The organism is Rathayibacter sp. AY1C9 (assembly GCF_002932315.1).
Taxonomy (GTDB): domain Bacteria; phylum Actinomycetota; class Actinomycetes; order Actinomycetales; family Microbacteriaceae; genus Rathayibacter.
The window spans coordinates 39,843-54,821 of the sequence record NZ_PSVZ01000014.1; the positions used below are offsets into that span (position 1 = coordinate 39,843).

The following is a 14,979-nucleotide window of genomic DNA, read 5'->3' on the forward strand; positions in this document are numbered from 1 at the left end:
GCCGTCCCCGTGATCGTCGAGACGCCGGCCTGCGAGCGGTGTCCCGGCGGCGCGCGGACGCCTCGGCGCGTCTCGGGCGCGAGGGCCGAGGTGCGCCGCGGTCAGCCGCCGACGGTGGAGCCGAAGCCGGACTTGCCGGAGGAGCCGAAGCCGCCCGAGAGGGTCGCCTTCGAGCCGACGGTCGAGCCGGCCGGCGCACGCTGCACGACGTCGGGCTGGGTCGCTCCGCGGGCCGCGAAGCCGCCGGACGCGACGGGCGCCCAACTGGTCGCCCGCGTCGAGTTCCAGCGCGAGGACGCGAAGACCAGCGGGCCGAGCCAGAAGCCGCCGGCGTAGTGCCCGCGGTACTCGTCGGTCGCCTCGCACAGCTGCTCGGGGTCGTCGCCGACCTCCTCGCCCTGCGCCTGGAGCTGGGCGATCTGCTCCCGCACGTCGGCGAGGCAGTCCTCGCGGCTCGCATAGACGGGGCGCTCGGCGTTCTCGGGGATGACGTAGTCCTGACCGTCGGCTCCCGTGGCGACGACGCCGTCGGTCGAGGGGCCGCCGTTCGCGAGGGCGACGGCGAGGCCCACCGCGCCGACCGCGACCGCGCCGCCGATGAGCAGGCCGCGGCGGTTCTTCGCGATGCCGCTAATGCCCACGCTCCGGGAGCGGTGGGGAGCGGTGCGGGTGGAGCCGTCGCCGCGGCCGGTGCCGCCGCTCGAGCCGCCGCTCGGCGTGCCGGAGCCCGCCTCGGGCTCGCGGCTGCCCCAGTCGTTCCCGGAGCTCGGCGTCCCGGAATCGCCGGGGGTGCGGTCGTCGTCCGTCATCGGGTCTCCTCGTCCTGCGGGCGGGCCGCGCGGGTGTCCTGCGGCCGGTCGTGCTCGGGGGCGCCGTACTCGGGCGCGGGGGTGCCGGGCGCGGGAGCGCCGTAGGCGGGGGTGGCGCCGTGCCCGGGGCGGGAGGCGGCCGACGCGCCGTCCGCGGCCGTCGCGACCCCGTCGCTCCGTCCGCCCTCGATGTAGTGGGGGACGAACTCCGCCAGGTCGCCGGTGATCAGGCCGCTCGTCTCGCGCACGTCGATGCCGGCCGGGGTCTCGCCGACGATCCAGCTGCCGATGACGACGGTCTTCCCGTCGACCCGGGCCAGCTCGGCGCGCTCCTGGTGGATGAAGCCCTCGGCGCCGTAGCTCCCGCCGTTCTCGGCGACGACCGAGCCGTCGGCGTCGAGGACCGTCACGTTCGCGCCCTCCCGGCCCAGGCGCGGCTTGCGCACCTGCGCGGTGCCGGGCAGCGGATGCACGGAGGCGGGCAGCAGGTTCGGGTGGCCGCGGAACATCTCCCACAGCACCACCAGCAGCTGCTTGTTGCTGAGCAGGAGCTTCCACGCCGGCTCGACCCAGCGGGTGCGCTCGCGCCGGTCGAGGAGCAGGCCGCCGAACTGCTCGCCGAGCATCCACTCCCATGGGTACAGCTTGAAGACGTGGCGGATCGGCTCGCCGTCGCCGTCGAGGAAGCCGGCGCCGTCGAGCTCGTAGCGGATGTCCTCGACGAAGATCAGCTTGGGGTCGAAGCCGGCCTGCGCCGCGGTCTCGGCCATGTAGGCGACGGTGTCGGCGTCCTCGACGATCAGCTCGCCGTCTCCGGAGTCGTGCAGCGACGCGAGGTGCAGCCGGGCGCCCTCGTCGAGGCTCCAGCGCTCGAGGCGGAGGTGGCGCCACTGCTCGACGAGCTGCTCGTGCAGGCTGTTGAACTGGTCGGCGTCGGGCCCCTTCGTCTCGACCAGCCACTGCCACTGGGCCGCGGCGGTCTCGACAAGCGAGGTCGGGGTGTCGGCGTTGAACTCGAGCAGCTTCACCGCGCCCGCGCCGTCGTAGGCGAGATCGAAGCGGCCGTAGACCGTGGGGTCGTCCTCGTCCCACGAGGTGCGCACCAGCTCGTGGAAGCGGGGCGGGATGCCGAACTCGGCGAAGCGGCACTTCCGCACCACGAGCTCGCACGCCTCCATGCAGAGGTCGAAGAGCTCCGAGGTCGTGCGCTCGAGCAGGTCGATCTCGGCGGGCTCGAAGGAGTAGGCCGCGGACTCGTTCCAGTAGGGGCGGCCGCCCTCGGAGGGGAGGTCGTAGAAGCTGAAGCCGATCTCGTCGCAGCGGGCTCGCCAGTCCGGTCGCGGAGTGAGGGTGTGTCTGCGCATGATGTCCGGCAAGTGTAGGTCGGGCGTCCGCGTGAGGGCAGGGGGTGGCGCCGTCCTCCGCGCTAGCCTCGACGGGAGCGAAAGGCCGTGCCATGACCGCACCCCTCCCGCTCGCGGGCGTCCGCGTCCTCGAGCTCGGCAACTTCATCGCGGCGCCCACGGCTGGCAGGCTGCTCGCCGACTTCGGCGCCGAGGTGATCAAGGTGGAGCGGCCCGGCACGGGGGACGAGCTGCGCCGCTGGCGGCTGCACGAGGGGTCCGAGACCTCGCTCCTCTTCCACACGATCAACCGCAACAAGCGCTCGATCGCGCTCGACCTGCGCACGGACGAGGGGCGCGACGCCGTCCGCCGCCTGGTCGCCGAGTGCGACGTGGTGCTCGAGAACTTCCGGCCCGGCACGCTCGAGCGCTGGGGGATCGGGCCGGCCGTGCTCGACGAGGCCCGGCCCGGCATCGTGATCGGCCGCATCTCCGCGTTCGGGCAGACCGGCCCGCTGTCGGCCCGGCCCGGGTTCGCGGCGGTCGCGGAGGCGATGGGCGGGTTCCGCGAGCTGGTCGGCGACCCGGACCGGCCGCCCGTGCGCGTCGGCGTCTCGATCGGCGACTCGATCGCCGGGCTGTACGCGGGCTACGGAGTGATGATGGCGCTGTTCCAGCGCGAGACCCGCCGCTCCGCGGGGCTGGATCCGGCACCGCTGGCGGAGCGGGTCGTCGACGTCGCGCTGCACGAGGCGATGTTCTCGATGACGGAGTCGCTGATCCCCGACTACCAGGCGCACGGCATCGTCCGGGAGCGCGTCGGCGGGCGGATGGAGGGCATCGCCCCGACCAACGCCTACACCTGCGCCGACGGGGCGAGCATCGTGATCGCGGGGAACGCGGACGCGATCTTCCAGCGGCTGATGGCGGTGATCGGCCGCGCCGACCTGGGCGGGGACCCGGCGCTCGCCTCGAACGAGCAGCGCTGGGCCCGGCGCGACGAGCTGGACGCGGCGATCGGCGCGTGGACGGCGGGCCGCACCGCCGCCGAGGCGCTCGCGGTCCTCGACGACGAGGGCGTCCCCTCCGGCCCGATCTACACGGCCGCCGACATCAGCGCGAGCGAGCAGTACGCGGCGCGCGACATGATCCAGGCCTTCGACGTCGAGGACGCCGGCGGCACTCTGCGCGGCGTGGGCTTCCCGGGGATCGTGCCGGTGCTCGGCGGCCGCTCCCTCCCCATCCGCTCGCTCGCGCCCGACCTGGGCCAGGACACCGAGGAGGTGCTGGGGATGCTCCGGCGCACCGGTCCCGCTGCTCCCTCCGCCGGCGGGGCTGCTGCTGCAGCTCCGGCCGCTCCTGCCGCTCCCTCCGCCGCCGCTGCCGAGGAGGCCGGCCGGTGACCGCGCTCGCCTCCGCGGGCCTGCGCGACGTCACCCTCCGCGACGGCCTGCAGCTCACCGGCAAGCTCCTGACGACCGAGCGCAAGGTCGACCTCGCGCGCACGCTGCTCGCCGCGGGAGTGCCCGAGCTCGAGATCGGCTCGCTCGCGCGCGGCGACCTCGTCCCTCCGATGGCCGACACCCTCGACGTGATCGCCGCGCTCACTCCCGAGGAGCTGGAGCGGTGCTGGGTGTGGGTCGCGACTCCGCGCCACGTCGAGCGTGCGGCCGCCGCGGGGGCGCGCCGCTTCCAGTACTGCTTCTCGGCGTCCGACTCGCACAACCTCGCCAACGTCGGCAGGCCGACCGAGGCGAGCATGGCCGCGATGCCGGAGGCGGTCGCGCTCGCCGAGAGCGTCGGCGGGCGGATCCAGCTGTGCATCGCCACCTCCTTCACCTGCCCGTTCGAGGGCCCGGTCGACCCGGAGCGCGTGCTCGCGATCGCGCGCGACACGCGAGCGGAGGGAGCGGCCGACGTGGTCGTCTGCGACACGCTCGGGCAGGCGCACGCCGGCCAGGTGGCGTCGCTCGTCTCGCGCGTGGCCGCGGAGACCCCGCCCCGCGAGATCGTGTTCCACGGGCACGACACCTGGGGCTCGGGCGTCGCGAACGCGATCGCCGCCGTGCAGGCCGGGGCCGCGGTGGTCGACGGCGCGCTCGGCGGCCTCGGCGGCTGCCCCTTCGCGCCGGGCGCCAGCGGCAACACGGCGACCGAGGACCTCCTGTTCGCCCTGCGCCCCGACTGGTTCACGCCCGGCGCGCTCGCGGTCCTCGTCGGCGAGTCGGAGTCGCTGCTCGCCGAGCTCGGCGAGCCCGGCCGCTCGAAGGCCGCTCAGGGCGCCCGCTCGAACGCCCCCGCCTTCCCCTGGGCGCTCTGAGCGGGTCGTCTCCCGCTCGCCGGTCCGAGGCGTCGCGAACGGCCGCCTCCCGCCGCGGAGGAGGACCGTTCGCGACGCCTCGACAGCGTCGTGCGGGGTCAGCGCGCGAGCAGCGCGCCGAGGCGTGCGCGCTCGGCGCGGAGGACGTCGACCAGGAGGGACCCCTCGGGTGCGGCGAGCCAGCGCTCCAGGGCGAGGTCGAAGAGGGCGGAGGCCGCGAGGGCGGCGAGGGCCGCGTCCTCCGGCGCGACTCCGGCGTCGACGAGGGCGGCGCGCATGCTCTCGGCGAGGGCGGCCGACTTCAGGAGCTCGCGCTCGCGCAGCTGCGGCTCGGAGCGCACGACGGCACGGCGGGCGGAAATCTGAGCGCGCCAGGTCTGGAGGTCGCCCGAGGCGGCCGCCTCGAGGCCGTGCATCACGAGGTCCATCGGCGCGAGGCCGGCGGGGGCGCCGGCGAGCAGGCGGCCGACGATCTCGGGGAACTCGCGCTCGCGGAGGAAGAGGACGTCGCGCTTGTCCGCGAAGTGGCGGAAGAAGGTGCGGGTGGTGAGCCCGGCGCGCTCTGCGATCTCGGGGACGGTGGTGCCCGCGTAGCCGTGCTCGGCGAAGAGCTCCATCGCCGCCAGCTCGAGGCGGAGGGCGGCGTCGGGGGCCCAGCGTGACATCAGCCCAGGATAGCTGACGACACGACGTGTCATCAGGAGTAGTGTGACGACACGTCCTGCCATCACTTCCGACTGGAGCCGCCCGTGCCCGAGAACGCCGCCGCCCTGCTGACCGCCCCTCGGGCCGACCTCGTCGTCCGCCCCGCTCCGATGCCCGTCCCCGGTCCGGGGGAGGTCCTGCTGCGCAACCGCGCCCTGGCCGTGAATCCGGTCGACGAGATGAAGCAGTGGACGGGCGATCTGATGTTCCGATGGGTGCCGTACCCGGCGGTGCTCGGGGAGGACGTGGCCGGAGTGGTCGAGGCGGTCGGCCCTGGAGTGACGCGCTTCGCCGTCGGCGACCGGGTCGTCGCGTACGCGGTCGGGATGGAGCGCGGGCGGCGGAACCGCGACGAGGGCGCCTTCCAGGAGTACACGGTCGTGCGCGAGGACCTGGCGGCGCCGATCCCCGACCGGCTGGGCTTCGAGGAGGCGGCGGTGCTGCCGCTCGCGGTCTCGACGGCGGCGACGGCGCTGTTCCAGCGGGACCACCTCGCCCTGCTGCACCCGAGCGTCCCGGTCCGGCCGACGGGCAGGACGGTCGTGGTCTGGGGCGGGACGACGAGCGTGGGGAGCAACGCGATCCAGCTCGCCGTCGCCTCCGGGCACCGCGTGGCGACGACCGCGTCCCCCCGCAACCACGAGCGGATGCGCGAGCTGGGCGCCGAGATCGTGCTCGACTACCGCAGCCCCACCGTCGTCGCCGACCTGGTGGCGGCGCTCGCGGGCCATGAGGTCGCGGGGGTGCTCGCGATCGGGACGGGCTCCGGTGCTCCGTCGGTGGCGGTGGCCGCGGCCACCGGAGCGCGACGCGTCGCCCTGGCCAGCCCCTCCGTCTCGTTCGGCTCGCTCCCGCGCCGGCGCGGTGTCAGCGCCGCCTTCGTGCGGACGATGGTGCGCCTGGTCGGCGGCACAGCGGCGCTGCAGATCGCGGCCCGGCGCCGCGGCATCCGCGCCCGCTTCGTCTGGGGCGGCTCGCTGATGACGAACGAGGTGGGGCCGATGCTGTGGCGCGACCACCTGCCGGCGGCGCTCGCCGAGGGCCGTCACGTCTGCGCCCCGGCGCCCGAGGTGGTGGGTGAGGGGCTCGCCGCGCTGCAGCCCGCCCTCGACCGGCTGCACGAGGGTGTGTCGGCGGTGAAGCTGGTCGTCCGCCTCTGAGGGGCGGGCTCCGGGAGGCCGGGCTCCGACCGGCCCCGTGCGGAGGGATCGAGCGGGGTCTGGCCCCGAGCGACCAGCCCGGGGATCCGGCCGGGTTCCTCCGGTCCGCCGCCGCCCGCCGCAGCCGCTCCGCTTGAGCCGTGCCGCCGAGTGGCCGCAGCGCCGGAGCCTCGGTATCGTGGCGCGCTCCGACGCGACCCGAGGAGATCCCGTGATCCGCCGCACCGCCCCCGGAGCCGCCGCGCTCCTCCTGCTCGCCCTGACCGGCTGCTCCGCCGGGTCGTCGCCCGCGGCGTCCCCGTCCGCCACTCCGGAGCCCGTCGGCGGCCTCGGGGTCGCCGTCTCGGCGCTCTGCGAGCCCGGCTCCGATCCGCAGTGCGTCCCGGTCGGCGGGCAGGACGTCCTCGTCGATCCCGAGGACTTCACCCGCGCGGGCGTCGCCGCGGTAGAGGCCGATCCGAGCACGGGGGTCGTCGACGTCCGGTTCGACGAGGCGGGCGCCGCCCTCCTGCGTCGCGGCTCGCAGGCGGCCATCGACGAGGGGGCCGACGGCCGGCTCCTCCTCCGCGTGGGCGACCGGGTCGAGTCTGCGCTCTCCGTGATGCAGCCGATCGAGGGCGACACCGTGCAGATCGTTCCCGCGGAGGGCGACGCGCAGGGGCTGGTCGACCGAATCCTCGCCGGCTGACGCCCGCCTAGGATCGGCGCATGGCGAAGGGTTTCCGCACGGAGCGCGCGCAGGCGCTCCTCCTCGCGCAGCCCTGGGCGCTCTCGCTGGTGAGCGCCGTCTTCGTGGCGGGGATGCTCTGGCTGGCGGCGGACGCGGGCTGGGATCTCGGCGCGGTCGTCGGCGGCGGACGCCGGCACGCGCCGCTGTGGCTGGTGCTCCTGCTCGGCCTGCCGCTGTTCGGCGCCGGAGTGGTGCTCGGCGCGGTCCGGCAGGTGCGGCTCCTGCGGCGGCCGGCGGCGCCGCCCGTCCCGAGTCCGGAGGCGGAGCGGCTGCGGCGCGAGGGCCCGGGCTGGCTCAGCCGGCGCGAGGACGAGCGAGCGGCGCAGGGCGGGACCGGGAGCGCGCAGGGCGGCACCGGCGGCACACCGGACGAGATCGGCAGCGCTCCCGACGGCACGGACGACCCGCGCGACGAGGCCCGCTGACCGCGCCTCAGAGGTGCAGCATCCCCCAGTCGATGATCACGGCCAGCGCCGTGTAGGCCGCGGCCACCGCTCCGACCGCCTTGCCCGCGCGGTCGAGGTCGGCCTGCGGGTCCGGACCGGCGTCGGCGACGACCCGGAGCAGCGCTCCGACCAGCGCGATCAGCGTGATCGCCAGGATCCAGACCTTGAGCGACGCGTGCGGGTCGACGTGCGCGAGCGTCAGCGCGACGACCGGCACCGCCACCACGAGCACCGACGCCAGCACCAGGAGGCAGCCGCGCCGGGTGAGGCCGGTCGGCCCGAAGGAGCCGCCGCGCATCCAGGCGCGCACGCGCTGCCTCCGCGAGGCGGGCGGACCGCCGGCGGAGTCCGCGTCGGTCGAGGGACCCCAGTCCTGCGCGGTCGTCATCGCGCGGTGCCGGAGCGGTCGGGAGTCGGGCTGGGCCGCATCGGGTCCTCCAGGAGACGAGGGGGCGCGTCGGACGGTGGTGCCGACCCCTCAGTCTCGGGAGCGCGTCCGGCAGCGGCAAGCGCCTCTTCCGGACATGTCCGGAAGAGGACGCTCAGGCCCGTCCCTGCAGGATCAGATTCCAGTACACCCACGGCAGGACGCGGCGGTCGGCGAGGTAGGTGAGGCGCCGCTCCTTCGCCAGGCCCGTCCAGAAGGGGACGGTCGGCTTCGGGCGGTAGCGGTCGTCGAACTCGGCGAACACCACGCTCGACCGCGAGACCACGAAGGGGCAGACGGAGTAGCCGTTGTACACGCGGGGGAGCGGGCGGCCCTTCTGCGCGGCGACGAGGTTCTTCGCGAGCGTGGTGGTCTGCTGGCGCAGCGCTCCTCCGGACTTCGAGTTGACCGTGGCCGCCGCGTCGCCGAGCGCCCAGACGTCGGGGAACCGCGGGTGCCGCAGGGTCAGCGGGTCGACCTCGACGAAGCCGCCCTCGTCGCCCTCGGCGGCCAGTCCGGTGCCGGCCAGCCAGTCGGGGGCCGACTGCGGGGGCACGGCGTGCAGCACGTCGTACGACAGCGTCTCGCGCGGGCCGTCGGTCGAGCGCCGCGCGCGGTCGGGGCCGGGGAGGGCGGTCGCGCGCTCGTCGACGGCGAGGACGACCCGCCGCTCGGCCGCGTCGACCTCGACCAGCTCGCGGCCGTAGCGGACCTCGATCCCGTACTCCGCCACCTTCCGCTCGAGCTCGGAGTCGATCAGCGGCATCCCGAACAGAGTGGGGGTCGGCACGACGAGCACGACGCGGATGCGGTCGAGGACGCCGGTCGCGCGCCAGTAGTCGCAGGCGAGGTACATCGGCTTCTGCGAGGCGCCGGAGCAGGTGCCGGGGCCGCCGGGCTGCGTGAAGACGACGGTGCCGGAGCGGACCTCGCGGAGCACCTGCGACGCCTTGCGGGCGTACTCGTACTCGTAGTTCGACACTCCGAACGGCGAGTCCATCGCCTCCTGGAGCCCGGGGACCGCGGCCCAGTCCTTCTGGATCCCGGGGCAGACGACGAGCTGCCCGTAGCCGACGGTGCGGCCGGAGAGGAGGGTGACCGTGTGCGCGACCGGGTCGAGCGTCTCGACGCGGTCCTGGATCCAGACGACCCCCTTCGGCGTCACCGAGCCCTGGGGCCGGGTCGCCGCGGAGGCGGGTGCGGTGCCGCCCGCGACGTGGGAGAGCATCGGCTGGTAGACGTGGGTCGACCGGGGCTCGATCACCGCGACGTCGTCCACTCCGGAGCGCCGCAGCCGTCCCGCGGTCGAGAGTCCGGCGTTGCCGCCGCCGATGATGAGGACGTCGTGGCGGGCCGCGCCGGGATCGGTCATGGCCTCACCCTAGGGGCGCGCCGGGGCGAGCGGACGGGCTTGCGCAGACCCGCGGAAGGGGGTGCGCTCGGAGCGCCCGGGACGGTGATCCCGCACGGCCGCCCGGGTCGCGTCAGGCCGCCTCGAGCGCCTGGATCGCGGTCCTCGCGGTCGCGCAGGGGTAGGAGTCGTACCCGTCGTGGGCGTCGAAGGCGCGGCACTCGGCGCAGCGCAGCCGCACTCCGGCGCCGCCCTCGAGGACGCGCTCGGGGCGGTGCCCGTGCAGGATGACGGCGAGGCTCGCGACGAGGGGGTCGCTGCTCACCAGCGCGCCCCGCAGCGCCTCCGACCGGCGGCGGAGGTAGTCGTCCGCCACCGCGTCGATCGACTGCTCGGGAAGGTCCGGCTCGGGCCAGGAGGCGGGCCTCTCGACGGGCAGGTCGAGCTCGTCGAAGCCCATCGACCAGTCCGGGAAGCGCCGCTGCTCGTGCACGCTGGTCCAGACGGTGACCACTCCCTCGTGCCGCGGGTCGGCGAGGATCCGCGCGTAGAGCGAGCGCACGTCCGACTCCTCGCCCTCGAGCAGCTGCATCACGCGGCGGCCGCGGAAGACGAGCATCCCCGAGACTCCGTGCTCGACGTTGTTGCGGCGGCTCGTCTCGAGCAGCCGGCGGATCTCCCCCGAGCCCAGGTCGCGGTCGAGGGTGCTGACGTAGACGACGGTGAAGACGAGGGAGTCGCGCCGCGGCGAGTGCTCGACGAGGTGGAGCGTCGCGGGGGAGTGGGCGCCGGCTTCGGGGTCCATCAGGGCCGCGACCTCCGGGAACTCGAGCCAGATCAGGTCCTCCGGAGCGCTCGGCTCCACGGCGGTGACCGCCGGGACCGCGTCCAGCCACTGCGTCCGCTGGCGGAGGTCGGCGGCGACCGCCTTCTCGTCGAGCCCGGGCAGGAGGCCTGCGGCGCCGGAGACGAAGAGGCTCGTCGCGGAGTTGAGCAGCAGCGTCACGACCGTCGCGTGGCCGTCGCCGGCGAGCACGGGGAGCTCGACACTGTCGGTGCGGCCGTGGGCGGCGAGCCCGGAGGCGTAGGAGACGAGTGCGTCGGCGACCGCGTCCCCCACCTGGAAGGTCGCGCCGGCGTACTGGATCTGCTTCATGGCTCCACGATGCGCCTGCGGCGGATCCGCGGGTAGGGGTACCGGTGCCGAGTGGAGCGTGCAGGGGTCGCGGCTACTCCCGCCCGAGGAGCAGGGAGCTGCGACGGGCGCCTCCGCGCCGGCCGCGAAGGCGAGCTCCGGGCGCCCGCGGTGCCGGACGGCGGCGGGATCGGCGCGGGCGTCGGCATGCGCGGCTCTCTCAGCATGCGGAGAGCGGCTCCCCATCTCCGCGCGCTCGTCCGCACCCTGCCCCCTCACGGGCGCCACCGGTACCCTTGACAGGTGCCCCTGACCCTCCCTCCGCTGAGCCGCGCCCGCGCGCGCGCCGCCGCGGCGTACCCGACCCGGCAGCTGCTGACCAAGCGCGCCTCGGGCACGAACGGATGGCTCAGCTCGTGGGGGACGAACGCGCACGGCGAGATCGCCGGCTGCCCGCCGCCGCGCGGCTGACCCGCGACCGCCCCTCCTCCGGAGTCCGCGGCCGCGTCCCCGCGCTCACCCACCCCTCCGGACGGAACCCCTCATGCCGCACCAGCCCCTGCCCGCCGATCAGGCCCCCCACTCGATCTGGCGGGGACTCCGCCAGACCCTCCAGAAGGACACGGTCGGCGGAGCGTTCCTGCTCACCGCGACCCTCCTCGCCCTGATCGTCGCGAACAGCCCCGCGTCCGCGCTCTACACCGCGGTCCGCGACTTCCGCTTCGGCCCCGAGGCCCTGCACCTCGAGCTGAGCGTCGGGTCGTGGGCGGCCGACGGCCTGCTCGCGATCTTCTTCTTCGTCGTCGGGCTCGAGCTCAAGGAGGAGTTCGTCGCCGGCAAGCTCCGCGACCCCAAGACGGCGCTCGTGCCGATCGTCGCGGCCGTCGGCGGCGTGGCCGTCCCCGCCCTGATCTTCACCGCGGTGAACCTGCCCCGCGGAGGAGCCGCGCTGGACGGCTGGGCGATCCCCGCCGCCACCGACATCGCCTTCGCCGTCGCGGTGATCGCCGTGGTCGGCCGCTTCCTCCCGCCGGCGCTGCGGACGTTCCTCCTCACGCTCGCCGTGGTGGACGACCTCATCGCGATCACGATCATCGCCGTCTTCTACACCGCCGGCATCGACGTGCTGATGCTCCTGCTCGCGCTGGTGCCGCTGGCGGTCTTCGCGGTCTGCGTACAGCGCGGCGTGCGCGCCTGGTGGGTGCTGATCCCGCTCGGAGTGGCGACGTGGGCGCTCGTGCACGCCTCGGGCATCCACGCCACGGTCGCGGGCGTGCTGCTCGGCTTCACCGTGCCGGTCGTCGCGTCGAGGCGCGCCCGGGTGCAGGTGGGGTCGGACGCGGAGGGGCGCCCGGTCTACGACGGCCTCGCCGCGCACTTCGCCGATCGCTGGAGCGTCCTCTCGACCGCGGTCGCGGTGCCGGTCTTCGCGTTCTTCTCGGCCGGAGTGACGGTCGGCGGAGTCGCGGGCCTGGTCGACTCGTTCCAGGACTCGATCGCCGTGGGCATCATCGCGGGCCTCGTGCTCGGCAAGCCGCTCGGCATCGCCGGGAGCACCTTCCTCCTGACCCGGTTCCGCGGCATCGGCCTGGATCCGTCGCTGCGCTGGGTGGACGTGATCGGCATGGCGTTCGTGGCCGGCATCGGATTCACGGTGTCGCTGCTCGTCGGCGAGCTCTCGTTCGGCGCGGGCAGCGAGTCCGACGACCACGTGAAGGTCGGCGTCCTGGCCGGCTCGTTCCTCGCGGCGGTGATCGGAGGCGCGATCCTCTCGGTCCGCAACCGCCACTACCGCCGCCTGCAGGGCTGACGCCCGGCGGGATCTCGCGGCGCCCGCGGCCCGGGCGACTCGATCGGCACGCGCCTCCTGCTGGTCGAGCAGCCGCCGCAGGCGCCCTGTCGAGACCCGCGCGGCTCAGCAGTGCAGGCCGTGGACGACCGCGTGGCCGCGGCCGCGGGAGATGAGCAGGCGGTTCACCGGGGTCGTGACGACGAAGGCCAGGGCCAGGGCGCCGGCGAGCGAGCCCCAGAAGAGGCCGGACGAGAGGCCCGCGTCCATCGCTCCGGGGATCGCGAGCACCACCGTGTTGTCGACGACCTCCATCACGGCGATCGAGACGGTGTCGGCCGCCAGCGCGATGCCGACGGCGGCGCGCCACGTCACTCCGGAGCGGAGCACGCCCCGCAGCGTGAGCGCGTAGCCGAACACGAACGCGAGGACGATCGAGAGGGCGACCGTCGCCAGGGCGGGCAGCCCCAGGGCGGAGCCGATCACCATGCCGAGGACCTCGCCGATCGCGCAGCCGGTCAGGCAGTGCAGGGTCGCGAGGGCGGCGGCGCGCCAGGTGGTCGGGTGGTGGTGGGCGTGGTCGGTCATGGTGTCTCCTCCGGTTCGGTCCAGGGGAGTGCAACATACCCCCGGGGGGTATATTCCCGACCCGGCCGTCAGAGTCTCCTGCGGCTCCGCAGGCCTGCGAGCCGTTCGCCCGGGCGCGCTACCCTCGCCGGGTGCTCCTCCGAGCACCGCCCCTCGACACCAGGAGCCCCGATGGCCGCCCCCACCGTCCTCTTCGTCTGCATCCACAACGCCGGCCGCTCGCAGATGGCCGCCGGCTACCTCCGCGCCCTCTCCGGCGGCGCCGTCGAGGTCCGCTCCGGCGGCTCCGAGCCCGGCGACAGCATCAACCCGATCGCGATCGAGGCGATGGCGGAGGAGGGCATCGACATCTCGCAGGCCGTCCCGCAGCTGATGACCACCGAGCAGGTCCAGGCCTCCGACGTCGTGATCACGATGGGCTGCGGCGACGTCTGCCCCGTCTTCCCGGGCAAGCGCTACGAGGACTGGGACCTCGCCGACCCGAAGGGCCGACCGCTCGAGGAGGTCCGCTCGATCCGCGACGACATCAGGGCCCGCGTGCAGGCGCTCGTCGCGGAGCTGCTGCCCGCCTGAGCCGTTCGATGCGGTCCGGCCGCGTCAGCGTTCGGCGGGAGGCGGGAACGTCCGCCCGACCGGAGGCGAGCCCGCCGGGAGCGCCGCGCGCGCCCGGTGCAGGAAGACGGCGGTCATGACGACCCGGGCGCGGGCCGGCGACGAGTCGAGCGGGCCGATCAGCTCCTCGATCCGCGCGAGCCGGTCGTAGAGGGTCTGCCGGCCGATGCCGAGCGAGGCCGCCGTCGCCGTCTTGCTCCCCCACAGCGACGCGAAGGCCTCGAGGGTGGCGAGCAGCTCGCCGCGCTGGGCGCGCAGGGGCCCGAGCACCTCCTCGACGAGGTCGTCCGCCTCCGGATCGTTTTGCAGGGAGCTCGCGAACCGCTCCAGGCGGTACTGGCGCGAGTCGACGACTCCGCCCGCGGGCGCCCACTCGAGCGCGCCGCGCACCTCCGCCAGCTCCCGGGGCACCCGCTCCTGCCCGCCGAGCCCGCTTCCGACGCAGAGCAGAGCGTCCGAGTCGAGGGCGGCGCCGAGGCGCAGCAGCTCCGCGCGGCCCTCCTCCATCGCGGCGGCGGTGGCGAACGGCAGCAGCGCCAGCAGCTCGGAGCCGACCACGCAGAGCACCGGGCCGGGATCCGCTCCCGCGCCCGTCAGGAGGCGGAGCAGAGCGCGGAGCCGCCGGTCGTCGTGACCGGTGTCGGCCCGGACGCCGAGGTAGCGCTCCCGGGAGCCGGCGCCGAGGCGGCCGAGGAAGGCGTCGATCTGGAGGTCGGCCGCCTGGTCCGCGCGCTCGACAGATGCGATCGCGAAGAGCTGGGCGGTCAGCCGCTCGGTGACCGACGGCGGGCGGTGCCGGAGCACGGCGATCGCGAGGACGTCCGGCGCCCGGTCGAGCGCGACGGCGACGGCGTGGAGGTCGGCGTCGGCGTGGGCCCGCAGATGCAGGGTGCCCAGGAGGGAGTCGCCCGCGTGCAGCACGTTCGAGAACGTCCCGGCCGTCGGCTCCGTGTCGACGCCCGGCCCGGGCGAGGCGCGGGCGATCTCGTCGCCCGTGAGCGAGACGAGCGAGGCGGAGGCGCCCGTCGCGGAGGCGACGACCTGCAGGAGCTCGTCGACACCGGCGTCCCCGGAGGCCGCGTCGGCCAGCAGACCGGACACTCTGTCCGCCAGTCGGATGCTCCGGAACTTCTGCTCGGTGAGGTGGGTGTTGATGCTCTCGCAGACCTGCACGAAGGGGACGCGCCGGGGCAGGGCGAGCACGGGGAGGCCGAGCTCGTCGGCCGCCGCGACGATCGGCGGCGGCACCGCGGGCAGGCGCGGCGAGAGCTCGAGAGCGAGGGCGCCGACTCCCGCATCCACCAGAGACCGCACGTACTCGCGGCACTCCGCCGGGTCCTGATCGGTCGAGAGGAGCGCGCCCTCCATCAGGAGCAGCTCGCCTCCGAGGAGGAGGGGCGCGATGTCGAGCTGCTCGCTCGTGTGGGCCCAGCGGATCACGGCGCGCTCGGCGGCCGCGTGCCCGGCGGCCACCACCGGGAGCATGGCGGCGAGGCGCGGATCCCGCATCGCGTCCGACAGCAGGTAGGCCATACAGAACGTCCTCTCGCGTCACGGCGAATTT

Annotated in this window: 16 protein-coding genes; 8 read left to right on the forward strand and 8 right to left on the reverse strand. The window is 75.0% G+C overall.

Translation table 11 applies throughout. The annotated features are described in order from the left end of the window. Positions 1-101 precede the first annotated feature (101 nt). Together C5D09_RS10795 and C5D09_RS10800 are read right to left on the reverse strand one after the other, a co-directional pair. Complete coding sequence (locus C5D09_RS10795; RefSeq protein WP_104269285.1) at positions 102-809, reverse strand: hypothetical protein; 708 nt, start codon at positions 807-809, stop codon at positions 102-104. Next, positions 806-2,173: a glutathionylspermidine synthase family protein gene (locus C5D09_RS10800; protein ID WP_104269286.1), complete on the reverse strand. Its 1,368-nt coding sequence runs from the start codon at positions 2,171-2,173 to the stop codon at positions 806-808. Before C5D09_RS10800 ends, C5D09_RS10795 begins: the two co-directional genes overlap by 4 nt. Positions 2,174-2,265: 92 nt before the next feature. On the opposite strand from C5D09_RS10800, the gene C5D09_RS10805 reads away from it, so the two are divergent. Further along, positions 2,266-3,555 (forward strand): CaiB/BaiF CoA-transferase family protein, encoded by a 1,290-nt coding sequence (locus tag C5D09_RS10805; RefSeq protein ID WP_104269287.1) that lies wholly within the window; start codon positions 2,266-2,268, stop codon positions 3,553-3,555. Continuing rightward, positions 3,552-4,472, forward strand: coding sequence for a hydroxymethylglutaryl-CoA lyase (locus C5D09_RS10810; RefSeq protein ID WP_181135032.1), 921 nt, complete (start codon positions 3,552-3,554; stop codon positions 4,470-4,472). Before C5D09_RS10805 ends, C5D09_RS10810 begins: the two co-directional genes overlap by 4 nt. A 98-nt stretch (positions 4,473-4,570) precedes the next feature. Here C5D09_RS10810 and C5D09_RS10815 read toward each other — a convergent pair whose 3' ends face one another. Further along, a complete protein-coding gene (locus tag C5D09_RS10815) occupies positions 4,571-5,137 on the reverse strand; it encodes a TetR/AcrR family transcriptional regulator (RefSeq protein ID WP_181135033.1) in 567 nt (188 codons plus the stop codon). Between the two features lie 84 nt (positions 5,138-5,221). Here C5D09_RS10815 and C5D09_RS10820 point away from each other — a divergent pair, with 84 nt between their 5' ends. The 3 genes from C5D09_RS10820 (at position 5,222) to C5D09_RS10830 (ending at position 7,492) form a co-directional block, all read left to right on the forward strand. Further along, complete coding sequence (locus C5D09_RS10820; RefSeq protein WP_104269289.1) at positions 5,222-6,337, forward strand: zinc-binding alcohol dehydrogenase family protein; 1,116 nt, start codon at positions 5,222-5,224, stop codon at positions 6,335-6,337. A gap of 211 nt (positions 6,338-6,548) precedes the next feature. Then, a complete protein-coding gene (locus tag C5D09_RS10825) occupies positions 6,549-7,025 on the forward strand; it encodes a hypothetical protein (RefSeq protein WP_104269290.1) in 477 nt (158 codons plus the stop codon). A gap of 20 nt (positions 7,026-7,045) precedes the next feature. Next, positions 7,046-7,492 carry a hypothetical protein gene (locus tag C5D09_RS10830; RefSeq protein WP_104269291.1) on the forward strand — a complete coding sequence of 149 codons (447 nt, stop codon included), beginning with the start codon at positions 7,046-7,048 and terminating at the stop codon, positions 7,490-7,492. A 7-nt stretch (positions 7,493-7,499) separates the two neighbouring features. Here C5D09_RS10830 and C5D09_RS10835 read toward each other — a convergent pair whose 3' ends face one another. The 3 genes from C5D09_RS10835 to C5D09_RS10845 form a co-directional block, all read right to left on the reverse strand. Continuing rightward, positions 7,500-7,901 carry a hypothetical protein gene (locus C5D09_RS10835; protein WP_104226999.1) on the reverse strand — a complete coding sequence of 134 codons (402 nt, stop codon included), beginning with the start codon at positions 7,899-7,901 and terminating at the stop codon, positions 7,500-7,502. 154 nt (positions 7,902-8,055) lie between these two features. Next, positions 8,056-9,312, reverse strand: coding sequence for an NAD(P)/FAD-dependent oxidoreductase (locus tag C5D09_RS10840; protein ID WP_104269292.1), 1,257 nt, complete (start codon positions 9,310-9,312; stop codon positions 8,056-8,058). A 112-nt stretch (positions 9,313-9,424) separates the two neighbouring features. After that, positions 9,425-10,447 carry a BLUF domain-containing protein gene (locus tag C5D09_RS10845; protein WP_181135034.1) on the reverse strand — a complete coding sequence of 341 codons (1,023 nt, stop codon included), beginning with the start codon at positions 10,445-10,447 and terminating at the stop codon, positions 9,425-9,427. Positions 10,448-10,729: 282 nt separating this feature from the next. Between C5D09_RS10845 and C5D09_RS17520 the strand changes: the two genes are divergently transcribed. Then, positions 10,730-10,897 (forward strand): hypothetical protein, encoded by a 168-nt coding sequence (locus C5D09_RS17520; RefSeq protein ID WP_181027217.1) that lies wholly within the window; start codon positions 10,730-10,732, stop codon positions 10,895-10,897. A 73-nt stretch (positions 10,898-10,970) separates the two neighbouring features. Then, positions 10,971-12,236: a Na+/H+ antiporter NhaA gene (gene nhaA, locus C5D09_RS10850; RefSeq protein WP_104269294.1), complete on the forward strand. Its 1,266-nt coding sequence runs from the start codon at positions 10,971-10,973 to the stop codon at positions 12,234-12,236. A 105-nt stretch (positions 12,237-12,341) separates the two neighbouring features. Here the strand turns inward: nhaA and C5D09_RS10855 are convergent, their stop codons facing one another. Beyond that, positions 12,342-12,803, reverse strand: a complete 462-nt coding sequence (locus tag C5D09_RS10855) for a DUF4396 domain-containing protein (RefSeq protein ID WP_104269295.1) — start codon at positions 12,801-12,803, stop codon at positions 12,342-12,344. A 171-nt stretch (positions 12,804-12,974) separates the two neighbouring features. Between C5D09_RS10855 and C5D09_RS10860 the strand changes: the two genes are divergently transcribed. Then, positions 12,975-13,376, forward strand: a complete 402-nt coding sequence (locus C5D09_RS10860; protein ID WP_104222419.1) for an arsenate reductase ArsC — start codon at positions 12,975-12,977, stop codon at positions 13,374-13,376. Between the two features lie 24 nt (positions 13,377-13,400). Here the strand turns inward: C5D09_RS10860 and C5D09_RS10865 are convergent, their stop codons facing one another. After that, positions 13,401-14,948 (reverse strand): PucR family transcriptional regulator, encoded by a 1,548-nt coding sequence (locus C5D09_RS10865; RefSeq protein WP_104269296.1) that lies wholly within the window; start codon positions 14,946-14,948, stop codon positions 13,401-13,403. Positions 14,949-14,979 lie beyond the last annotated feature (31 nt).